Origin of the sequence: Lipingzhangella halophila, assembly GCF_014203805.1 — a bacterium.
In the GTDB taxonomy this organism is placed as follows: Bacteria; Actinomycetota; Actinomycetes; order Streptosporangiales; family Streptosporangiaceae; genus Lipingzhangella; species Lipingzhangella halophila.
The window spans coordinates 3,131,640-3,152,827 of sequence record NZ_JACHJT010000001.1; the positions used below are offsets into that span (position 1 = coordinate 3,131,640).

The following is a 21,188-nucleotide window of genomic DNA, read 5'->3' on the forward strand; positions in this document are numbered from 1 at the left end:
TGTTGGACTATGAACGATGCCGGCGAGGCGTTCACCGTCACCCGCAAGTTCCGGGTGACGTGGCGTGGGGTCTGGCTGTTCGCGGCGTGCCTGGTCTTCTCGGTGGCCGGGGTGGCCCTGATCGTGCGCGGCGGGGCCGCCGTCGACACCGTGCTCGGGGTTCTGGCGGTACTGCTGTTCGGCGGCGGCGGGCTGCTCGCCGCCTCCCCTATGCTCTCCCGGCGACCCGTGCTGGTTCTGGACCCCGCCGGAGTACGGGTGGTCGCACCCTGGCCCCGGCCCGTGTCCGACGACCTCGTCGTGCCGTGGGCGGATATCGCGCGGATCCGGGCCGCGACGCAAGTGGTTCCGCACCGCGGCGACACCATGCTGCTGCACTATCTGGTGTTCGTGCCGCGCGACGCGACCGACCGCGCCCTTCGCCCTCCGGTCCCATGGGAGCTCAGCTACGCCGTCCGGGCCCGTCCGACCTGGGACCGCACCATCGAGGAGATCGTCGCCGAGGCCCGCCGGCACCGCCCCGACCTGGTCTTCGAGGACCGCAGGCTGACGCGCGCGCGTCCCGGGTAGCCGGGCCGCGCCCACCCGGCCGGCCCGCCGCTACCGCCCGGTGTCCGCCACCGTCTCGGGCTCCTCCAGGATGTGGCCACCATCGTCCTCGCTGATGCCGATCCGGTCGTGCAACCGGCGCAGGGGCCGGGGAAGCCACCAGTTGGCCCTGCCGAGCAGGCGCATCGCCGCCGGGACGAGGATCGCGCGCACCAGCGTCGCGTCCACCACCACCGCCACGGCAAGGCCGATCCCGATGATCTGCAGTAGGAGCAGATCGGACGTGCCCATCGCGGCGAGCACCACGATGAGCAGCAGCGCGGCACTGGTGATGATGCTGCCGGTGCGCTGCAGGCCGGCCGCGACGGAATGCGCGTTGTCCCCGGTGCGCAGGTACTCCTCACGCACCCGGCTGAGCAGGAACAGCTCGTAGTCCATCGCCAGGCCGAACGCGACGATCAGGATCAGCACCGGGAAGGTCGGGTCGATCGTCCCGACGGGGTCGAAACCGAACACGGGCGCCAGGTGCCCTTCCTGGAACCCCCATATGACCACGCCCAGGGACGCGCCGAGCGAGAGGAACCCCATCAGCACCGCCTTCAGGGGCAGCACCACCGAGCCGAAGGCGACGAAGAGCAGCACGAACGTCACGATCGTGATGAACGCCAGGGTCGCCGGGATGGCCTCGACGATCGCGTCGACGTTGTCGAGCTGGATCGCGGCCATCCCGCCGACCAGGACCTCCTCGGCGCCCTCCGGCGGCGGGGTGTCGCGGATGGCGCGCACCAGGTCACCGGTCGCGGCATCGTCGACCTCGCCCTCGTAGTCGACGGTGACGTGCGCGATACCGTCACCGGTCCGCGCCACGTCGGCGCCCTCGGCCCCGTGGAGGTCGGCGAGGCGCGACACGTAGTCGTCCAGGGCCCCGTCGCTGGGCTCGCCGACCACCGCGACGTCCATCTGGCGGATTCCGCCGGCCGGGAAGTCCTCCTCGAGCGACTCCGTCGCGACCCGGGTGTCGGCGCCGGAGGGCAGGTACCGGTGGTCGGTGGAGCCCAGGTCGGTTTGCAGCAGCGCGCCCGCGAAGGAGCACAGCGTGGCCCCGACCACGACAATGTAGAGAGCGGGCCGCCGCATGACGTGCCCGGCGAACCGCGACCAGGGGCCGGTGCGCGCGGCGATGGCGCCGGTGAGTGTCCGGCGGGCGAACGGGAGCCGGAGCGCGTCGATCCGGCGGCCGATCACGGAGAGCAGCGCGGGCAGCACCACGAGGGCGGCCAGCACGTCGAACAGCACGACCGCGATCCCGCCGAGCCCGATCGAGCGCATGATCGGCTGGGGGAAGAACAGCAGCCCGGCGAAGGCGATCAGCACCGTGACACCGGAGAACGCCACGGTACGGCCGGCCGTGGCCAGGGTGCGGCGCAGCACGGTCTCCATGTCCGCACCCCGCGCGTACTCCTCCCGGTACCGGCTCACTATGAACAGGCCGTAGTCGATGGCCAGCCCGAGCCCGAGAATCGTCGCCACGTTGATCGCGAACACCGAGACCTCGGTGACCGAGGCGAGACCGCGCAGCAGCGTCAGCGAGCCGAGGATCGCCAGGCCGCCAACGGTGAGCGGCATCAGCGCGGCCACCAGCCCGCGGAAGATCGCGACCAGCAGGAGGAGCAGGAGCGGGAGCGAGACCAGCTCGGCGCGGATGACATCGCTCTCCGCCTTCTCGGACAGCTCCGCCTCCAGCGCCACGGGCCCGCCGAGGTAGCTGTCGAGCTGGCCGGCGCTGAGGTCGTTCTCGATCTCCTCGAACGTGGCCAGGCGTTCCTCGCGGTCGTCCCCCTCCAGGGTGATCGGTACGTAGGTGGCGTGCCGGTCCTCGGATACCAGCGCGCCGCGTTCGCGGTCGCTCAGGTCCTCGTCGAGGTAGGACGTGACCTCGACCACCTTCTCCTCCGGCAGGTCGTCCAGCATCTGCTGGACGGAGAAGGCGAACATCCGGTTGTCGATCTCCAGCTCGCCGCTGCGGTAGACCGCGATGACATCGGCGTCGTCGTGCCCGAGCTCCTCCTCCAGGAGCTCGCCGGCCCGCATGGACTCCGACTCCGGGTCCTCGAACCCGCCCTCGCTCACCCGGTCGAAGACGCCGGATCCCCATACGGCGGCGAAGGCGACGAACAGCGCGCTCGCTACCAGCACCCAGGCACGTGCACGGTGGCCGAACCGGCCGAGGCTCGCGAACATGGACCAGCTCTCGCACAGGTGGTGACATTGAACCGGAGCGGCGCCTGGGGCGCCGCTCCGGTTACCGCAGTTCACCAAAGCGTACGGTACTTACATTTGCACCGTGGCGGGGGGCGAGGTGGCGGATGTCACCGCCCGCCCCGGACGCGGCCGGGGGCTGCGTGAGGGGCTCAGCCCCGGTTACTCGATCGCGGCCTCGGACTCCTCGATGAAGCGGCTGGCGGCGTCATCGGGTGTGGTGTCACCGTGCAGGATGTCCTCGTTGATCCGCTTGACGATGTCGACCACCTCGCCGGCGCCCTGCGGGGGCGACGGGTCGGACGGGCGCACGTCGTCCTCGATGTCGGCGAGGAATTCGGCCGACTTGACGTCGGCGTCGGGCAGGTCGCCGCTGATCTCCTCGCGCACGGTCGTGTTGGCGGGCAGCCCGCGGTCGGCCTGCATGAGCTCCCCGGCCTCAGTGTCGTTGACCAGGAAGTCCACGAACATCGCGGCCTCCTCGGGGTGCTCGGTGTCGGCCGAGACCGTCCAGTGCATCGCCGGCTTGTAGAACGTGCCGGCCTGCTCGAACTCGGTCTCCCCGGGGAACCGCAGGATCTCCAGCTCGCGGTCCGCGGCCGCGGTGAGGTCGCCCACCTGGTTCGTCCAGAACCCGGCCATCGCGCCGTCGTTGGTCGCCAGCACCGACCGGTCCGGACCGTCGGCGTCGCGCTCGATGCTGTCCCCCGGTCCGGGCTCTCCGCCGCCGTCCTGGAGCTGGACGGTGTACTCCCACCACCGCTCCATGGTCTCCGCCGAGAAGCCGAGTCCGCCGTCCTCGGTGTAGAGCGACTCGCCGTTCTGCCGGGCGAAGATCTCGAACCCGGCGGTGTTGAACGAGTTGTTCTGCGCCCCGACGATGTCGCCGCCCGACTCCTCACTGATCTCGATCGCGGTGTCGACGTAGTCGTCCCAGGTCCAGGTGGTGTCGTCGGGCATCTCGACGCCGGCCTCGTCGAACGCCTGCGGGTCGGCGACGATCACGAAGGCGTTGACGCCGGTGGGGACCGCGTAGCGGCCGCCCTCCAGTTCGCCCGTGTCCACGACGAGCTCGTCGACCTCGGAGACGTCGAGCTGGTCGGAGACCTCGTCGAGGTCGAGCAGCGCCTCGCGGCCGGCGTAGTCGCGCAGGTACTGTTCGTCGTGCTGGATGATGTCGGGGGCGTCCTGGGCGGAGCTGCTGGTGGCCAGCCGGTCCCAGTAGGAGTCCCAGTCGGTGGGTTCGCCCTCGACCGTGATGCCGGGGTTCTTCTCCTCGAACAGGTCGATGACCTCCTGGGTGACGGCGTGCCGTTCGTCATGGCCCCACCAGGAGAACCGCAGCTCGACGTCGCCGTCGTCGCCGCTGCCGCAACCGGCAGCCGTAACGGCTACCGCAGCGGCGGCCGCCAGCGCGGCCATGGGCCGGGAGTACAACGATGCGGTCGCCCGCCGGCTCGGACGGCGCCGGCCCATTGGGCCGCGGGGGGATTCCGGTCGCATTGCACGGGTTCCTTTCGCTCACTTGATGCCGGTGGTCGCGATGCCCCTGACCAGGTACCGCTGTCCGGCCAGGAAGAACCCGAAAATCGGTCCCAGCGAGATGGCCGACATCGCGAACAGCGGTCCCCACGAGGTCTGTGTCGTCGAGTCAGAGAACGTACGCAGGGCGACGGGGACGGTGTACATCTCCGGGTCCACGAGGAAGACCAGCTGGGCGAAGAAGTCGTTCCAGGTCCAGATGAAGGTGAAGATCGCCGTGGTGGCCAGCGCGGGCGTGCACAGCGGCAGGATGATCCGCCAGAAGATGCGGGCGTGCCCGCACCCGTCGATGCGCGCGGCCTCGTCCAGGTCGCGCGGCAGCCCGCGGATGAACTGCACCATCAGGAAGATGAAGAACGCGTCGGTCGCGAGCAGCTTCGGGACGATGATCGGGTAGAACGTGTTGATCCAGCCAAGCTCGGAGAACAGGATGTACTGCGGGACGATCACCACGTGAACCGGGAGCATGATCGTCATCAGCATGACGGCGAAGAAGAGTTTCCGCCCGGTGAACTCCAACCGGGCGAACGCGTAGGCGGCCATGGAGCAGGCCAGCAGGTTGCCGATCACCGCCCCGGCCACCACCACCAGGGAGTTGAAGATGTAGTGGTGGAACGGGTACTCCAGCGCCGTCCACCCCTCGGTGTAGTTGTCCAGGGTGAACGTCGACGGGATCAGTCCGGGCTCGCTGAAGATGTCCTCGGTGGGCTTGAACGAGCTCACCACCATCCACAGCAGCGGGTAGAGCATGACCAGCCCGAACGCGATCAGCATGGCGTGCTTCAACGCCCGGCCCGCGCTCCGCCGCTGGGGGGTCTGGGCGCCGGTGGCGGGTGGACCGGCGCGGCGCGTCTCAGTCGGCATAGAAGACCCAGTACCTCGCGGCGACGAAGTTCAGCACGGTGAACCCTCCGATGATCAACAGCAGCAGCCACGCCATCGCCGATGCGTAGCCCATCTCGAACGCTCCGAATCCGCGCTGGTAGAGGTAGAGCGTGTAGAAGAGCGTGGAGTCGGACGGACCGCCCGATCCGGAGCTGACGATGAACGCCTGGGTGAAGGTCTGGAAGGCGTTGATCATCTGCAGCACCAGGTTGAAGAAGATGATCGGCGTCAGCATGGGGACGGTGACCGAGAAGAACCGGCGGACCGGGCCCGCCCCGTCGACGCTGGCGGCCTCGTAGTACATCGCGGGAATCTGCCGCAGCCCGGCCAGGAAGATCACCATGGGCGCGCCGAACGTCCAGACATTCAGGATGACCAGGGTGCCCAGCGCGTAGTCGGGGTGCGAAACCCAGCCCACGCCCTGGATCTCGAAGTAGGCCAGAACCTGGTTGATCAGACCGTTGGCGCCGAACACCTGGCGCCACAGGACGGCGATCGCCACACTCGCGCCCAGCAGTGAGGGCAGGTAGTACACGGAACGGTAGATCGGCAGCCCGCGCACGCCCCGGTCCAGCACCATGGCGAGCGCCAGCGCCAGCGCGAGCTGCAGCGGCACCGAGACGAAGACGTACTGGAACGTCACGACGAGCGCGCTGTGCAGCCGGGGGTCACCGATCATGTCGCGGTAGTTCTGCAGCCCGACCCAGTCGGAGCCGCCGATCATGCTGTAGTCGGTGAACGAGAAGTACAGCGACGCCAGGATCGGACCGATCGTGATGCCGATGAGGCCCAGGAACCAGGGCGCGAGGAAGGCGTAGGCGGCGAGTGTCTCGCGGCGCCGCATTGAGAGCCGCCGGGCTCGGGGCGGGGGGGTTGTGTCGCGGGGCCCGGACTCCGCGCGCTGCAGTGTCGCGGTCACGCTCGCCGCCCGTCCCCCGGCTCGGACAGCGTTGTGCCTGCGCTCAGGTTCATCCGCTACGACCACCGCTCTACTCGGGACCACGGTGCTGATGCGCGAAACGTCATTGGTAAGCGCTATCCAGCATGCACAATGTGGTATTTCTAACAGCGGCAACCAGAGGTGTCAATGGCTCATGTGTCGGCGAAATCCGGCCATACCGGCTGATCAGGCGCCTGCGGGGGTTGGACCAGCATCGTTGGGCGGGCGCACGATGGGCGCCCGCCCCGGAAGCGCACCGGCCAGTCCGGGCGCCTCTATCCAAAACTCGGGTAAGCGCTTACCATGCCCCATGTGAACACATCTGCCTCCGCCCAAGCGATGCCGGGATCCGGGAGGTCCGGCGCCGGGAAACGCCGGTTCGCCATCGTCGGTGCCGGTTCCCGCGCTCGGCTCTACACCGGTGCCTTGACCGGTTCGCACGCCCACCGCGGGCAGCTGGTCGCGCTGTGCGACTCCAACCGGACCCGGATGCACGCCCACAACACGATCGTCAGCCGGGCCGGTTACGCCCCCGTCCCCACCTACACCCCGGACGCGTTCACCGAGATGCTGGAGGTGGAGCAGGTCGACGAGGTGATCTGCTGCACCGTGGACCGCACGCACGCCGACTACATCGAGGCCGCGCTCCGGGCCGGCCGGGACGTGATCACCGAGAAGCCGATGACCGCGGACCTGGAGGGCTGCCGGCGCGTCCGGGCCGCGCAGCAGTCCTCCACCGGCCGGGTCACCGTGGGGTTCAACTACCGCTACAACCCGGTCCACCGGCGGCTGCGCGAGCTGGTGGCGCGGGGCGCCATAGGCGAGGTCGGGTCGGTGCATCTGGAATGGGTGCTCGACCTGCGGCACGGCGCCGACTACTTCCGCCGCTGGCACCGCGACAAGGAGCAGTCGGGCGGGCTACTGGTGCACAAGGCCAGCCACCACTTCGACCTGGTCAACTGGTGGATCGGTGCGCGCCCGACGGAGGTGTTCGCCTGGGGCGACCTGTTCTTCTACGGCCAGGAGAACGGGCGCCGGCGCGGCCTGGCCCGCGACTACGAACGGGGCCACGGCAGCACCGCCGCCGAGGACGACCCGTTCGCGGTGCACCTGGACGACAGCCCCGCCCTGACCCAGTTGTACCTGGAGGCCGAGCACGAGGACGGGTACCGGCGCGACCTCAACGTGTTCGGCCCCGGAGTCACGATCGAGGACGACATGTCGGCGCTCGTGCGCTACGACACCGGTGCGCGGCTCAGCTACCACCTCGTGGCCTACTCCCCGTGGGAGGGCTACCGCGTCGCCGTTACCGGAAGCGAGGGACGGCTGGAGCTCGATGTCACGGAGTCGCCGTACAGCACTCCCGGCGCCGCCCCCCGCGCACCCGTGCGCGGCATGCCCCCTCCCAAGGAGGAGACGAGGTCGACCCTGCGGCTGCGCCGGCACTGGGAACCCCCCGAGATCATCCCGGTGGCGATGGAGGACGGGGGGCACGGCGGCGGTGACGAGCGCATGCTCGACGCCCTGCTGGGCGGCCTGGACGACGGTGTCCGCGCCGACCACGAGGACGGCACCGACGCGCTGATGACCGGGCTGGCCGCGAACGCCTCCATGGCGTCGGGCCGTCCGGAGCGGATCGCCGACCTCCTGGAGCGCGGATGAACGAGGTCACGGTGGCGCTGGCCGGGATCCACGGGCACGGGCGGTCGCACCTGGCCCGTCTGCTGCGGCTGAGCGAGAGTGAGACCGGGCACCGCCCCGTCAGGCTCGTCGGCGTCTGCGACCGTGTCCCGCCCACCACTCCCCTGGTCACCCCCAAGGGCGAGGTGGCCTACGACAGCGACCTCGGCGCCCTGCTGGAGCGCACCGGTGCCGAGGTCACGCTCCTGGCGACCCCGATCCACACCCACGTGCCGCTGGCCCGCACGGCGCTCGGGTACGGCGCGCACCTGCTGGTGGAGAAACCCCCCACGGCCTCGCTCGCGGAGTTCGAGGAGCTGCGCGCGGCCGTACGGGAACAGGGCGCGGCCTGCCAGGTCGGCTTCCAGAGCCTGGGATCGGCGGCGATCCCGGCCGCCCGCGCGCTGGTGGCCCGCGGCGCGATTGGCGAGGTCCAGGGGGTGTCCGGGGCGGGCACCTGGGTCCGCACCTCCGCCTACTTCGAGCGGGCCGACTGGGCCGGGCGGCGCCGCCTGGACGGCCACGACGTGGTCGACGGAGCGTTGACCAACCCGTTCGCGCACGCGGTGGCCACGGCCCTGGCCGTGGCCGAAGCCGGGCACGCGCCGGCCACCGGCATCGAACTGGAGCTGTTCCGCGCGCACGACATCGAGAGCGACGACACCGCGTGCCTGCGGCTGCGTACCGCGGCCGGGGTGCCGGTGACCATCGCGGTCACGCTCTGCGCCGCGACCAGCACGAGGCCCGAGGTGACCGTGCACGGTTCGGCGGGCACGCTGACTCTGGCCTACAAGGACGACACCCTCACCCTGCGCCAGGTGGGCCGGGCGCCGGTCACCACCGAGCACTCCAGCACCGACCTGTTGGAGAACCTGACGGCGCACCTCCGTTCGGGCGAGCCACTGCTCTGCCCGCTGGAGTCGGTCACCGGGGTCATGTCCGTCGTGGAGGCGGTGCGCCGCGCTCCCGCCCCTCGTCCCATCCCGGCCGCGCACCAGCGCGTCGTCGCGGATTCGGACGGCGTGCGGCGCATCGTGACGGGTGTGGACACGGCGGTCGCGCAGAGCGCGGCGCGCCTGGCCCTGTTCTCGGAGGTCGGTGCTCCGTGGGCGGCGCGCCGGGCGCTGCGCCACCCCGAGCGCGCGGCAGGCCCCGCGCTCGCGGACCACAACGACGGCTCCGACCTCGACACGCGGCTGTCTCCCCGCCCCTACCTGCATCCGGTGCGGACCCGTTCCGGGACGGTCGTCTCGGAGGTGCTGCCGGCGGACCACCCGCACCACCTCGGGGTCGGGCTCGCGATCGCCGCCGTGTCCGGAGTGAACTTCTGGGGCGGCCGCACGTTCGTGCGCGGGCGGGGCCCCGCACTGCTGGCCGACCACGGGCGCCAGGACCACATCGCGTGGCTGCGTGACGAGGGCGGCGCGCTCGCCGAGGAGCTCACCTGGCTCTCCCCCGGCGGCCGCGAGCTGCTGCACGAGGAACGGGTCTGGGCGGCGCACGATGTCGGCACCGAGACGTGGGCTCTGGAGCTGGGCACCCGGCTCCGCAACACCAGCGGCGCCGAGCTGGTCATCGACTCCCCCGCGACCAAGGGGCGGCCGGGCGCCGGCTACGGCGGTTTCTTCTGGCGCGCGCCGGCCGCCGCGGCGGCCCCGCGCTGCTTCGGCCCCGGGGCCGATACCGAGCAGGACCTGCACGGGTCGACGGCCGGCTGGCTCGCGATGGCGAGCGCGTGCGGGCGGTGGACTCTGTGCTTCCACCAGCCCGGGCCGGAGCGCGATCCGTGGTTCCTGCGCGCCGCCGAGTACCCGGGCGTCGGGACCGCGCTGGCCTGGGAGCGGCCGCTGCGGGTCGCCGCCGGCGACGAGCTGCGCCGCACCCTCGTCGTCCTGGTGTGCGACGGCGCGCCCGGCGCCGAGACGCTGGCCGGGCTGATCGAACGGGTCGGCGGCCTCCGTGCCGGGCCGCGCGCCGCGTCCTCCTGAGCACCCCGGGATGCCCCGTGCTCGAGCCCGCCAACAGCCCCAAGATCCGGTCGCGAGCGGGCGTGCGCGCACTCACCTGGAGCTAGAATCGACTGGAAAGAGTTTTCCAAGGGCTATGGAACGGGGGACCCCTTGGCGGGCGCAAGCGTGACTCTCGAACAGGTGGCCCAGCACGCCGGGGTCTCCCTGGCCACCGCTTCGCGGGTGCTCAACGGCAGCACCCGGCAGGTCCGCCGGGAAATGGCCCAGCGCGTCACCGCGAGCGCCGAGGAGCTGGGCTATCTCGCCAACCCCACGGCCCAGGCCCTGGCCCGCAACGTCAGCTCGCTGGTCGGGCTCATCGTGCACGACATCGCCGATCCCTACTTCTCCTGCATCGCCGCCGGGGTGACGCGGGTCGCCGAAGCCGAGGGCCTGGTGGTTGTGCTGGGCACCACCGGACGCGTAGCCGACCGCGAGACCACCCTGATGGCGACCCTGCGCGCGCACCGGGCCCGGGCGGTGGTGCTGATCGGCAGCCGCCGCGTCGACGACGAGACCGGCCCGTCCAAACTGAGCGAGGAGATCAGCGCGCTGGTCAGCCAGGGCGGCAACGTGGCCTGTGTGTCGCAGGCGGGGCTCCCTGCCCACACGGTGGTGCCCAACAACCGCGAGGGGGCCGCGATGCTGGCCCGCCGGCTCATCGACCAGGGGCACCGGCGCTTCGCCATTCTGGCCGGGCCCCCGGAGCTGTGCACCGCCCGTGACCGGCTCGACGGCTTCTACGGCGCTCTGACCTCGGCCGGAATCGACGTCGCCCCGGGCGATGTGGTGCACGGCGCCTTCACCCGCGACGGCGGCTACGAGTCGACCCGGCGCCTGCTGGCCGGCGGTACCGATGCCTCGTGCCTGTTCGCGGTGAACGACGTCATGGCAACCGGAGCCATGGCCGCCGTACGCGACACCGGCCTGCGGATCCCGACCGACCTGTCGGTGGCCGGGTTCGACGACATCCCGACCCTGCGCGACCTCACGCCCGGCCTGACCTCGGTGCGGCTGCCACTGGAGTGGATGGGTGAGGAGGCGGCCAATCTGGCGCTGGGCACGTCACCCGCCGACGATCCGGTCACGGTCGCCGTGGACGGCGAGATCGTGGAGCGCGAAAGCACCGCACCCCCCGGGGCATGAGGGGCGCCGAGGCTTGCGTCCTGGGCGCTCCCCGGCACCGGCGCCACCGTCGCCTCCGCGCGGGGACCGGATCGGGGCGGAACCGGACCAGCCCATCACTCGTGGCTGCGCAGTAGGCGCGTACGCGCTCAACATCGGGTATACCGGCGCGTCTGCTGTTAGCGTTGGGGCGTGCAGAACCGGGCTGGGTGGCCGGCGGGACCAGCGGGCTGAAACGGTTTCTCCAGGCCGCGCTCGCAGGACGTGTCAGCGCGACTCAGCACGCGTCCGGCACGGCGGCCGGATCGCGGTAAGGAGGCCCTTGACAAAAGACGGAACACCCGCGCGACTCGGGGCCGCGCCAGGGATCGCGGCACAGTCCCGGCGCGAGCGCGTCCGCGAGGCCACCCTGACCGAGATCAAGGAAATCGCCCGCCGGCACCTGAGCGAGCAGGGGGCCAGTGGTGTCTCACTGCGCGCCATCGCCCGCGATATGGGCATGACCGCTCCCGGCCTCTACCGGTACTTCACCAGCCTCGACGACCTCATGGTCTCGCTGCAGACCGACTTCTACGACGAGCTCGCCGAGACGGTCCGCAATGCGGACACCTCGCTGCCGCCGGAGGACATCGACGGCCGCCTGCAGGCGTCGCTGCGCGCCTTCCGCGCCTGGGCGCTCGCCAACCGCTCCGAGTTCGCGCTGCTGTTCGGCCCCCCGGGGCCGATGCACCCCCCTTCCCCAACAGGGCCTGCTGTCGCGGCCGCGCAGCGTTTCGCGTCGACGTTCTTCGCGCTCTTCGACCGGTTGCTGGAGGAACAGCGGTTCGCACCGCCCAATGACGCGGAGACCTCCCCCACACTGCGCCGCCAGCTGGAAACGTTCGCCGAGCGGACCGGCTACACCACCGAGAACGTCTCCAGCGGCGTGCTGCGCGTCATGATGTCCTGCTGGGTGCGTGTCTACGGCCTGGTGTGCATGGAGGTCTTCCAGCATCTGTCGTTCGTCATGGACGACATGGAGCCGCTGTTCGAGGCGGAGCTGCGCGACATTCTGGGGGACGTGGGGGTCGCCTACCGCGCACGCTAGGTGTCTGCTTCCGGCCACACGGGGGATGTCCCCGCACTACCCCTGGCAGTGTGGGCATGAATAGGGTTGATGCGTAGCCCGCCCGGGAGCACAACTTAAAGGATCGCGTCCGTGGACACCACCCCTGGCGGCCAGCCGATGCCAGGTCCCGGTCAGGGGCCGGCACCCGCGCCGCCGTACGGTCCGGCGCCCTCCGCCCCACCTGGTGGAGGCGCGCCGCCTCCGGCCTATGCCCGCGTCCCCGTGCAGGGGTACCCCTTTGAGCCGGTACCGCCAGCGCGCCGCCGGTCGCGCGCGGCACTCTGGCTGCCCCTGAGCGGTTCGTTGCTGGCCGGCCTGGTCGCCGTGCTCGTCGGCCTCGCGCTGCTGGTGAACTCGACGGCAACGAGCGAGCCGGACGCGACCGGCGGCGACCCGACCGAGCACTTCGATTCCGGCCTCGACAGCCCTCCGCCTCCGCTCGAAATCGACGTCGAGCAGCACCCGCTCTACGACACGTCGGTGCCGGCGGAGGCCGGTTGCGACCTTCCCGACCTCGACACCTCCTCATCCGCGTCATGGGAGGCCTTCAGCGAGGAGGTCGGGGTCTGCCTCGACGAGCTCTGGCAGCCGCACCTGGAGGACCTCGGCCTGCGCACCGACACGCCCACGTTCCGGGTCACCGAGCAGAACCCCGACAGCCCCGGCCAGGAGGGCATGACCCTGGCCTACTACCAGGGCGATAAGCTCAGTGTCACCGTGGTACTGCCCAATGTCGTCGAACTGTCCGAGAGCATCCCCGACGGGCAGGAGGAAGGAGTTTGGGCCGCCCTTCTCGGGCACGAGTACGGCCACCACGTCCAGCAGGTCACCGGCCTCCTGGACGCGGCCGCGGAGCTGGAGAACGGCGCGCCGACGGAGTCCGGCGCGCTCCAGGCGCTGCGCCGTACCGAGCTGCAGGCCGAGTGTCTGGGCGGGGTGGCGATGCAGGGGTTCGGCGCCTTCGATGACGCCGAGCTCGACACGATTAACGAGTTCCTCAACGGGGGCAACGACCTGTCGACCCACGGCAGCGCCCGCAACCGGCAGCACTGGTTCGAGGAGGGGCGCTCGAACGACACGATGGCCGGATGCAACACCTACGAGGCCGACGCGTCCCTGGTGCGCTAGTTCGCGGGTTCCGTGTCGAACCCGAGCGTGGGGGCACGCCCCTGGCCGAGAATGACCCAACGGCCACTCCCGATGCGCCCCGCGACCGGCGGCTGGTCTAGCGCCCGATCGCGTCGTAGAACTCGTCCCAGCCGAGCAGCTTCACCCGCTCGCCGCGCCCCAGCGCCGCGGCGCGGTCGGCCTCGGCGGCGTCTATGGCGAGCCAGTCGGTGTAGTCGCTGACGACCGCGCCCGACCCCTCAAGGATCTTCTCCACCGGAGCGGGCTCGCCGCGGCGCGCCTCCCGCAGCGCGGGCGCGTCGTCCAGCAGCGAGCGCACCGTGGCCGCGGCGTCGGACTTGTTGGTGCCGATGACGCCCGTGGCCCCGCGCTTGATCCAGCCCGCCACGTACTGGCCGGGCAGCGCCGCGCCGTCGGCGTCGAGCACCCGGCCCTCGGTGTGCGGGACAGTACGGGCGGACTCGTCGAAGGGGACACCGGGCAACGGGATCCCCATGTAGCCGATCGAGCGGAACACCATGCCGACGTCGAGCGTCTCGTACTCGCCGGTCCCCTCGACACGCCCGTCGGGACCGAGCCTGGTGGCCTCCGCGCGCAGCCCGGTGACCCGGTCGGTGCCCAGCACGGCCGCCGGACGGGTCCAGAACTTCAGGTCGATACGGCGCGGCCGACCCTCGGGGACACGCTGCGCCCATTCGGTGAGGATCCGCATGTTGGTCCGCGCTGCGCGGGCGGCCCCCAGCATCTCCTCGCTGTTGGGGTCGACGTCGACCTGGTCGGGCCGCACCGCGATGTCGGCGTTGCGCAGGTCTCCGAGGCCCCGGAGCTCGGGGGCGGTGAACTTGGCGTGGATCGGGCCCCTGCGCGCCAGCAGGTGGATCCGGCGGATCTTGCTCGCGGCGAGGATGTCCAGCACCGGTTGCGGGATGTCAGTGGACACCAGTTCGTCGGCGCTCTTGGCGAGGATCCGGGTGACGTCGAGCGCGACATTGCCGGCGCCGACGATCGCCACCTCCTCGGCGTCCAGCAGGAACCGTTCCACCTCGGTGTCGGGGTGCCCGCAGTACCAGTTGACGAAGTCGGTGGCGGCGACGCTTCCGGCGAGGTCCTCACCGGGCACGTCGAGCCGGCGGTCGACGCTCGCGCCCGTTGCGTAAACGACGGCGTCGTAGCACTGGGCCAGCTCCGTGTGGGTAACGTGCCGGCCGAACTCCACGCCGCCGATGAAGCGCACCTCCGGGCGCTCCAGGACTTCGCGCAGCGTCCGGGCGACGCCTTTGATCTTGGTGTGGTCGGGGGCGACGCCGTAGCGCACCAGCCCGTAGGGCGTGGGGAGCCGGTCCAGCACGTCAACGGCGACAGACTCGCGTTCCTGCCTGGTCAGGGCGTCCGCAGCGTAGATCCCGGCGGGGCCGGACCCGATCACCGCGACGCGCAGGGGGGCGGGTGAGCTCATATGCCCATTGTTACGTATGGACGCCACCACCTTCCGGCGCCCTCGCCGCACTCCGCGTAAGCAGGCACAACCGGGTAGGCATGGTGGGAGAGCACCACGCTCACCGCCCCCCGCGGCGGTGGCGCCGCCGAGCCGCACCTGGGGGAGTAGATGTCGGGGTTGTTCCTCGTGCTGATGATCGTCACCCTGCTCGCGACCGGCGTGCTGCTCGTCTGGGGCACCATGCGCACGCAGGGAGGGCCGCTGCCGCCCGACATGAACCGCGCCGTCATCATTCTCGCCGCGGTGATCGTGCTCCTCGCCGCCGCCTCGCTGGTGGCCTGACCGGGTGGCGGCACGGGCGCGTGCCGATCCCCAAGCCGGGGCTGAACCGCGATCTCGCGGTCCAGCCGGCCACCACGGCCGCGTAGTGGCCGGGTGTCAGCTTGCGGGCTCGTCCTGCAGGGAGCTCTCGGTGCGCCGGGTGACGGTTTCGGTGAGCTGGCGCGCGAGATCCTGCGGGGTCAGACCCATGCCGGCGAGGATGCGGTCACGCTTGCCGTGGTCGAGGAACTCCTGCTCGATGCCGTAGGTGCGGACGGGGACATCCACCTCAGCGTCGCGCAGGGCACGCGCGACAGCGTCGCCGACGGCACCAACCCGGCCGTTGTCCTCCACGACTGCCACGACGCGGTAGCGCGCCGCCTCCTCGACGAGTGCGTCGTCGAGCGGCTTGACCCAGCGGGGGTCGACGACGGTGACCCCGATGCCCTGGTCGGCCATCCGGTCGGCCACCTCGCAGCAGGTCTCGGCCATCTCGCCGACCGCGACGAGCAGCAGGTCCTCGGGCTGGTCGGCACTGGCGGCGGCGCGCAGCACGTCCATGGAACCAACGTGGCCGACAGCGGGGGTCTCCGTGGCGACCGCGCCCTTGGGATACCGCAGAACGGTGGGAGCGTCGTCGACCTCGACGGCCTCGCGCAGCTCCTCTCGCAGCCGGACGGCGTCGCGCGGCACGGCCAGCCGCAGCCCGGGCACGACCTGCAGGAGGGACAGGTCCCACATGCCGTTGTGGCTCGGGCCGTCGTCCCCGGTGACGCCGGCCCGGTCCAGACAGAAGGTGATGCCCTGCCGGTGCAGGGCGGCGTCCATCAGCACCTGGTCAAAGCAGCGGTTCAGGAACGTGGCGTACACGGCGACGACCGGGTGCATCCCGCCCATGGCCAGCCCGGTGGCGGAGGTGGCCGCGTGCTGCTCGGCGATACCGACATCGTAGATCCGGTCCGGGTAGGCCTCGCCGAACGGAGCAAGCCCGGTGGGGTGCAGCATCGCAGCCGTGATGGCGACGATATCCTCGCGTTCGGCGCCAAGGGCGAGCATCTCGTCGCTGAAGACCTTCGTCCATTTCACGACGCCCGGCTTGGACTCCGGCTCGCCGGTCTCCGCGTCGAAGACGCCGGTGGCGTGGAACTGGTCGACCTCGTGGTTCTCCGCCGGCGCGTACCCCTTGCCCTTCTGGGTCAGGCAGTGGACGATCACCGGCCCGCCGAAGTCGCGGGCGCGCCGCAACGCCTTCTCTGTGAGTTGGGCGTCGTGGCCGTCGATGGGCCCGATGTACTTCAGGCCCAGGTCCTCGAACATTATCTGCGGCTGGATGGCGTCCTTGATGCCCTTCTTCAGGCCGTGCAGCGCGTCGTAGATGGGCTGGCCGACCACTGGTGTCCGGTTCAGCGTGGTCTTGGCCAGGCCCAGCGCCTGCTCGTAGCTCTGCGTCAGGCGCAGCGAGGCCAGATGGTCGGCCAGCCCGCCCATGGTCGGCGAGTAGGAGCGGCCGTTGTCGTTGACCACGATGACGACGCGGCGGTTCCCGCCGAGAGCGATGTTGTTCAACGCTTCCCAGGCCATCCCGCCGGTCAGGGCGCCGTCGCCGATGACCGCGACGACAGCGCGGTCGTGCTGGCCCTGCAGCTGCTTGGCCTTGGCCAGGCCGTCGGCATACGAGAGGGACGTCGAGGCGTGCGAGTTCTCGATGAAGTCGTGCTCGGACTCGGCGCGCGAGGGGTACCCGGAGAGCCCGCCCTCACTGCGCAGGTGGGAGAAGTCCTGCCGGCCGGTCAGGATCTTGTGCACGTAGGACTGGTGCCCGGTGTCGAACAGGATCGGCTCACTGGGCGAGTCGAACGCGCGGTGCAGCGCGATGGTCAGCTCCACGACGCCGAGGTTCGGCCCGACGTGCCCACCGGTGCGCGAGACCTCGGAGACGAGGAACTGCCGAATCTCGCGCGCGAGCTGCGGTACTTGCTCCGCGGAGAGCCTCTTGACATCGTCCGGGTTGTGCATCGACTCGAGCAGTGTCACGCTCGTCAGTCCCCTCATCCAAGCTCGCGGGTGGGCCGGGTGCGGGGTTCCAGCACGGTACACACCACCCAGCCGTAGCGTTCATGCGTTTTATGAAGTGCGCTTTACCCGAAGATATCTCGGGTGTGACCTACGGCGCCGGCACTCTGCCCCTATTCGGGCACCGGATCCCGAATCCAATCTCGCACCCTTTGCAGTTCGGTCGCGATGGCCGCGACGTCCCACCGCGCGTTCAGCCCGCTGGGATTGGGCAGCACCCATACCGGTGTATCGGCGACGCGGTCGGGCTGGGCTCCGATCTCGGCCTTCGGGCGGCCGAACGCCCGCCGGTACGCGGTCACCCCGAGGACCGCCAGCGCACCGGGCCGGTATTCGGCCAGGGTCGCGGCCAGGGCCTCACCGCCCTCGCGGAGTTCGGCGGCCGTCAGTTCATCGGCCCGCGCGGTGGCCCGGGCGACCAGGTTGGTGATGCCGAGCCCGTAGCGCGGTAGGAGGTCCTGTTCACCGGGGGACAACTGCCGCGGTGTGCACCCCGCGCGGTAAAGGGCGGGCCAGAACCGGTTTCCGGGACGGGCGAAGTGGTGCCCGGTGTAGCCGGAGTACAACCCGGGGTTGATGCCGCAGAAAAGCACGTCGAGCCCCGGGGCGATGACGTCGGGGATCGTCACCCCGTGCGCGGCGGCCAGCTCGTCCTTGGTGGGTGTGGGCATCGGTCCCGAAGCCTACCCCGCTCACAGCAGCGAGCGGACGATCAGCACCAGACCGGAGACCGTCACCAGAAGGAGTAGCGCGCTCTGCAATCGGCCGGCGTCGACCATCCGGCGGAGCGGACTGCCCGCCAGGAATCCCAGCATCACCAGCGGAATCAGAATCAGGCCGACCCGGACCTCGGCGCCGCTCAACTGCCCGCTGGCCGCCAGCACCGCGAGCGACATCAGCACACCGACCAGGAAGAATCCGGCCAGCGTGCCGCGCACCTTGGGGCCCGGCTCGTTCTGGTAGAGCAGTGCGAGCGGCGGCCCGCCGATCGAGGTCGCGGTGCCGCTGACCCCCGAGAGTGCGCCGGTGATCAGCAGGGAGAACGGGGTGATGCGCACCCGCAGCCGCAGCAGGGAGAGGCCGACGGCGAAGAGCACGATCACCCCGACGGTGGCTCCCAGCATCTCCGGCTTCAGCACCGCCACCACGTAGGCGCCGGCCAGCGAACCGGGCACGCGTCCCGGTAGCCCCCAGGCCAGCCCGTACCAGTGGACGTGCGACCAATCCCGGATCAGGCTGAGCAGCGGGAGCACGCTCGTGGGGATGAGTACGGCCCCGGGCATGAGGCTCGGCTCCAGGAGGGAGACGACCGGCGCAGCCACAAGCCCGAGGCCCAGGCCGACGCCGCTCTGCACGGCTGCCCCGATCACCACGGCGAAGCCCGCGATCAGGAGAAAAGTGAGATCCGGCATCGTGGGGCAACCTACACCCCCCGATTCCCGACCCGAGCAGAGAGGTAGGAAGATCGGACCCTTTTTGGGTAACCCCTGCCCCGCGGGAGGGCGGCCTCCTGCGGATACGTCCCGGGCGGGCGGGACTATCCACGCCGGCTACGAGGGCGCGTCCCCGCGGTTCCGGGCTAAGAGAGGCGAGCTCACGCCACCGGCATCGGCTCCGCCAGACCCGGGACGTCCCACCGCCAGACCGGAGCGGAGGCGTTCACCTCGATCACCGAGACCTGGTCGGCACCGGTTTCGGAGCCCGACCGCTCTTCCCGCGCCGGCGGTTCCCCGCTGTCGTTGCGCCGGCCCGGATCGCCCAGCTCGACCCGCTCACCGGTACTGGTCTCCGGCAACCATGCCTGTATCCCCATTGGTGCGCACCCCCGTGTCGGCGCTTACCGGTGTCAGTCTCACCACCGATTCTGCCCCGTCGGCGTAAGCGCGGCGCAGGGACGGCACTAGAACCGCACTAGAACCGGGACAAGTCGTCGCCGAGGCGGGCGGGCGCCGAACAGCGCGAGGTGCCCCCGGAGAGGAGTGACTCCGGGGGCACCTCCGGCCCGGTCGCGCGCGCTGGGGAGTGGGGAGGGGTCAGCGGGCGCGGCCGGTGCCTGTGCCCGGTCAGCCCCGTGCGTGTGTCCTGCGGCTGCGCCGCGACATCGCGTCCAGGGTGACCGCGATCAGCAGCACGAGGGCCGTGATCATGAAGCGGACCGAGGAGTCCATCTGAATCAGGTAGAGCCCCGATGTGATCGCGCCGAGGACGAGCCCGCCCAGCAGTGCCGAGTAGGCGTTACCGCGCCCGCCGAACAGGCTGGTACCGCCGATCACCGCGGCCGCGATCGCCATCATCAGCTCTTCTCCCGCGGCCGTGTCGAGGCTGGCGGAGTACGAGCGCGAGACCATGAGCACACCGCCGGCCGCGGCGAGCATCGAGGCCAACCCGAAGACCGAGATCCGGATGAGGTCGACGTTGATGCCGGCCCGGCGTGCGCCTTCCGCGCTGCCACCGACCGCGTACACCATGCGCCCGTAGCGGGTCTTGCGCAGCATGAGGTCGAAGGCGACCACGAACCCGACGAAGATCAGGAACGCCAGCGGCACACCTTTGAACTGGTTCAGGACCGCGACCCCGGCGATGATCGGGATGGCGAGCAGGACGGTGCGGAAGACGGTCTCGGCCGGGGGTTTGGCCGACAGCCCCGCCGCCGCGCGGCGGCGTTCCCCGAACGTGCAGGTCGCGAAGTACACGCCGATCACGACAACGGCGATTCCCCAGCCGATAGCGGGGACGAAGTAGGTCTGGGTCAACAGGGCGATCACACCGTCGGAGCCGACGTTGATCGTGCCCTCGTCCCCGAGCAGATAGAGCTGCGCTCCCTGCCAGCCCAGCAGGCCGGCCAGGGTGACGACGAACGCCGGTACGCCGACCTTCGCGAAGAGTGTGCCGTGGATGAGGCCGACGACCAGTCCGGTTCCCACGGCGGCGATGATCGCGAGCCACTCGGGCAGGCCCTGCTCGACGGAGAGGACCGCGAGCACCGCGGCTGAGACACCGGCCACGGAGCCGATCGACAGGTCGATCTCGCCCAGCAGCAGCACCATGATCACGCCGGTCGACATCAGCCCGACAGCGGCGATCTGGACCGTGAGGTTGGACAGGTTCTGCGCCGAGAGGAACCGGTCGTGCAGGGCCTGGAAGACGATGCAGATGATGACGAGGCCGACGATCACCGGGATCGGCCCGAGCTCGCCGCCGCGGATCCGGCGGATCCCGGCCTGCAGGAGGCCGCGGGGTGAGGTGGTGGGGACGAGCAGCCGGGGATCGGGCGGCGGAGCGTCCTGCGCGTCCTGCCCCGTGGTTGTGGGTGCCTGCTGGGCCATCACGCCTCCTCTGTGCCGGACACGGAGACCCGCCCGGCTCGCCGTGCGTCGGGGTTGTCCGAGGCACCGGTGATGGCGGCCACGATCTCCTCGTAGCTCGTCTCCTGGACTGGGAAGTCCCCGGCGTTCCGACCCAGCCGCAGGACAACCGCGCGGTCGGCGACCGCTCGCACGTCAGCCATGTTGTGACTGATCAGCAGCACACCGTGCCCCTGGTCGCGCAGCCGCTCGATCAGGTCGAGCACCTGGGCGGTCTGGGCCACGCCGAGCGCCGCGGTGGGCTCGTCGAGCATGACGACTCGGGGGTCGCCGAGCAGCGAACGGGCGATCGCGACGATCTGCCGCTGGCCACCGGACAGGGACGCCACGGGCACCCGCAGGCTGGGCAGCTGCACCGAGAGGGAGTCGAGCAGCGCCTGCGCCCTCCGTTCCATCTCCAGCTCGTCGAGCGTGCCGAGGAGGGTGCGCTCCGCGCCGAGGAACAGATTGGCGACGATGTCCAGGTTGTCGCAGAGCGCGAGGTCCTGGTAGATCGTGGCGATGCCCAGACGCTGGGCGTCGCTCGGCTTGGAGATCGTCACCTGACGGCTGTCCCAGGTGATGGCTCCGCTGTCGGCGGGGTTCGCCCCAGCGATAACCTTGACCAGGGTCGACTTCCCCGCTCCGTTGTCCCCCAGCAGGGCGACGACCTCTCCGGGGGCCACCTGCAGGTCCACCTCATTAAGCGCCTGCACGGCGCCGAATCTCTTGGATATCCCGGACAGCTCCAGGACAGGTGTGCTCATGTGTGCATTCCTTCGCGTGC

Annotated in this window: 18 protein-coding genes; 7 read left to right on the forward strand and 11 right to left on the reverse strand. The window is 70.7% G+C overall.

The window, feature by feature from the left end; translation table 11 throughout:
* Positions 1-9 precede the first annotated feature (9 nt).
* The gene (locus F4561_RS14510) at positions 10-570 is read left to right on the forward strand and encodes an STM3941 family protein (protein WP_184579419.1); all 561 of its coding nucleotides are present in this window, start codon (positions 10-12) and stop codon (positions 568-570) included.
* Between the two features lie 30 nt (positions 571-600).
* Here F4561_RS14510 and F4561_RS14515 read toward each other — a convergent pair whose 3' ends face one another.
* The 4 genes from F4561_RS14515 to F4561_RS14530 all read right to left on the reverse strand — a co-directional run bounded on the left by F4561_RS14515 (position 601) and on the right by F4561_RS14530 (position 6,079).
* Positions 601-2,790, reverse strand: coding sequence for an MMPL family transporter (locus F4561_RS14515; protein ID WP_184579422.1), 2,190 nt, complete (start codon positions 2,788-2,790; stop codon positions 601-603).
* Between the two features lie 180 nt (positions 2,791-2,970).
* The gene (locus F4561_RS14520) at positions 2,971-4,311 is read right to left on the reverse strand and encodes an ABC transporter substrate-binding protein (RefSeq protein WP_184579424.1); all 1,341 of its coding nucleotides are present in this window, start codon (positions 4,309-4,311) and stop codon (positions 2,971-2,973) included.
* An 18-nt stretch (positions 4,312-4,329) separates the two neighbouring features.
* The gene (locus F4561_RS14525) at positions 4,330-5,214 is read right to left on the reverse strand and encodes a carbohydrate ABC transporter permease (RefSeq protein WP_184579426.1); all 885 of its coding nucleotides are present in this window, start codon (positions 5,212-5,214) and stop codon (positions 4,330-4,332) included.
* Positions 5,204-6,079 carry a carbohydrate ABC transporter permease gene (locus F4561_RS14530; RefSeq protein ID WP_184583631.1) on the reverse strand — a complete coding sequence of 292 codons (876 nt, stop codon included), beginning with the start codon at positions 6,077-6,079 and terminating at the stop codon, positions 5,204-5,206. The genes F4561_RS14525 and F4561_RS14530 overlap by 11 nt, the downstream gene beginning before the upstream one ends.
* Before the next feature lie 435 nt (positions 6,080-6,514).
* Here F4561_RS14530 and F4561_RS14535 point away from each other — a divergent pair, with 435 nt between their 5' ends.
* The 5 genes from F4561_RS14535 (at position 6,515) to F4561_RS14555 (ending at position 13,225) form a co-directional block, all read left to right on the forward strand.
* Positions 6,515-7,837: a Gfo/Idh/MocA family protein gene (locus F4561_RS14535; protein ID WP_184583633.1), complete on the forward strand. Its 1,323-nt coding sequence runs from the start codon at positions 6,515-6,517 to the stop codon at positions 7,835-7,837.
* Positions 7,834-9,843: a DUF6807 family protein gene (locus F4561_RS33715; protein WP_184579429.1), complete on the forward strand. Its 2,010-nt coding sequence runs from the start codon at positions 7,834-7,836 to the stop codon at positions 9,841-9,843. The genes F4561_RS14535 and F4561_RS33715 overlap by 4 nt, the downstream gene beginning before the upstream one ends.
* Positions 9,844-9,975: 132 nt before the next feature.
* Complete coding sequence (locus F4561_RS14545; protein WP_184579431.1) at positions 9,976-11,010, forward strand: LacI family DNA-binding transcriptional regulator; 1,035 nt, start codon at positions 9,976-9,978, stop codon at positions 11,008-11,010.
* A 301-nt stretch (positions 11,011-11,311) separates the two neighbouring features.
* Positions 11,312-12,076, forward strand: a complete 765-nt coding sequence (locus tag F4561_RS14550) for a TetR/AcrR family transcriptional regulator (RefSeq protein ID WP_221445486.1) — start codon at positions 11,312-11,314, stop codon at positions 12,074-12,076.
* 111 nt (positions 12,077-12,187) lie between these two features.
* Positions 12,188-13,225, forward strand: a complete 1,038-nt coding sequence (locus F4561_RS14555) for a neutral zinc metallopeptidase (protein WP_312885272.1) — start codon at positions 12,188-12,190, stop codon at positions 13,223-13,225.
* Between the two features lie 97 nt (positions 13,226-13,322).
* Here the strand turns inward: F4561_RS14555 and F4561_RS14560 are convergent, their stop codons facing one another.
* Positions 13,323-14,681, reverse strand: a complete 1,359-nt coding sequence (locus F4561_RS14560; RefSeq protein WP_184579433.1) for an FAD-dependent oxidoreductase — start codon at positions 14,679-14,681, stop codon at positions 13,323-13,325.
* A 150-nt stretch (positions 14,682-14,831) separates the two neighbouring features.
* Between F4561_RS14560 and F4561_RS14565 the strand changes: the two genes are divergently transcribed.
* Positions 14,832-15,005, forward strand: coding sequence for a hypothetical protein (locus F4561_RS14565; RefSeq protein ID WP_184579436.1), 174 nt, complete (start codon positions 14,832-14,834; stop codon positions 15,003-15,005).
* A gap of 96 nt (positions 15,006-15,101) precedes the next feature.
* On the opposite strand, the gene dxs is transcribed toward F4561_RS14565, so the two are convergent.
* From dxs to F4561_RS14595, 6 genes are all read right to left on the reverse strand, one after another.
* Positions 15,102-17,018, reverse strand: a complete 1,917-nt coding sequence (dxs, locus tag F4561_RS14570; RefSeq protein ID WP_184579438.1) for a 1-deoxy-D-xylulose-5-phosphate synthase — start codon at positions 17,016-17,018, stop codon at positions 15,102-15,104.
* A 152-nt stretch (positions 17,019-17,170) separates the two neighbouring features.
* Positions 17,171-17,728, reverse strand: coding sequence for a G/U mismatch-specific DNA glycosylase (gene mug, locus F4561_RS14575; protein ID WP_184579440.1), 558 nt, complete (start codon positions 17,726-17,728; stop codon positions 17,171-17,173).
* Positions 17,729-17,749: 21 nt separating this feature from the next.
* The gene (locus F4561_RS14580) at positions 17,750-18,469 is read right to left on the reverse strand and encodes a sulfite exporter TauE/SafE family protein (protein WP_184579442.1); all 720 of its coding nucleotides are present in this window, start codon (positions 18,467-18,469) and stop codon (positions 17,750-17,752) included.
* Positions 18,470-18,651: 182 nt separating this feature from the next.
* Positions 18,652-18,870: a hypothetical protein gene (locus tag F4561_RS14585; RefSeq protein WP_184579444.1), complete on the reverse strand. Its 219-nt coding sequence runs from the start codon at positions 18,868-18,870 to the stop codon at positions 18,652-18,654.
* Between the two features lie 250 nt (positions 18,871-19,120).
* A complete protein-coding gene (locus tag F4561_RS14590; RefSeq protein ID WP_184579446.1) occupies positions 19,121-20,383 on the reverse strand; it encodes a sugar ABC transporter permease in 1,263 nt (420 codons plus the stop codon).
* Entirely contained in the window at positions 20,383-21,168 is a 786-nt protein-coding gene (locus F4561_RS14595) for an ATP-binding cassette domain-containing protein (RefSeq protein ID WP_184579448.1), read from the reverse strand. The genes F4561_RS14590 and F4561_RS14595 overlap by 1 nt, the downstream gene beginning before the upstream one ends.
* Positions 21,169-21,188: the final 20 nt, after the last annotated feature.

Bases quoted from the DNA above. Each gene is read 5' to 3' on its own strand.
- F4561_RS14510 (WP_184579419.1), top strand. From the start codon at position 10: ATGAACGATGCCGGCGAGGCGTTCACCGTCACCCGCAAGTTCCGGGTG.
- F4561_RS14515 (WP_184579422.1), bottom strand. From the start codon at position 2,790: ATGTTCGCGAGCCTCGGCCGGTTCGGCCACCGTGCACGTGCCTGGGTG.
- F4561_RS14520 (WP_184579424.1), bottom strand. From the start codon at position 4,311: ATGCGACCGGAATCCCCCCGCGGCCCAATGGGCCGGCGCCGTCCGAGC.
- F4561_RS14525 (WP_184579426.1), bottom strand. From the start codon at position 5,214: ATGCCGACTGAGACGCGCCGCGCCGGTCCACCCGCCACCGGCGCCCAG.
- F4561_RS14530 (WP_184583631.1), bottom strand. From the start codon at position 6,079: ATGCGGCGCCGCGAGACACTCGCCGCCTACGCCTTCCTCGCGCCCTGG.
- F4561_RS14535 (WP_184583633.1), top strand. From the start codon at position 6,515: ATGCCGGGATCCGGGAGGTCCGGCGCCGGGAAACGCCGGTTCGCCATC.
- F4561_RS33715 (WP_184579429.1), top strand. From the start codon at position 7,834: ATGAACGAGGTCACGGTGGCGCTGGCCGGGATCCACGGGCACGGGCGG.
- F4561_RS14560 (WP_184579433.1), bottom strand. From the start codon at position 14,681: ATGAGCTCACCCGCCCCCCTGCGCGTCGCGGTGATCGGGTCCGGCCCC.
- F4561_RS14565 (WP_184579436.1), top strand. From the start codon at position 14,832: ATGTCGGGGTTGTTCCTCGTGCTGATGATCGTCACCCTGCTCGCGACC.
- mug (WP_184579440.1), bottom strand. From the start codon at position 17,728: ATGCCCACACCCACCAAGGACGAGCTGGCCGCCGCGCACGGGGTGACG.
- F4561_RS14580 (WP_184579442.1), bottom strand. From the start codon at position 18,469: ATGCCGGATCTCACTTTTCTCCTGATCGCGGGCTTCGCCGTGGTGATC.
- F4561_RS14585 (WP_184579444.1), bottom strand. From the start codon at position 18,870: ATGGGGATACAGGCATGGTTGCCGGAGACCAGTACCGGTGAGCGGGTC.
- F4561_RS14590 (WP_184579446.1), bottom strand. From the start codon at position 20,383: ATGGCCCAGCAGGCACCCACAACCACGGGGCAGGACGCGCAGGACGCT.
- F4561_RS14595 (WP_184579448.1), bottom strand. From the start codon at position 21,168: ATGAGCACACCTGTCCTGGAGCTGTCCGGGATATCCAAGAGATTCGGC.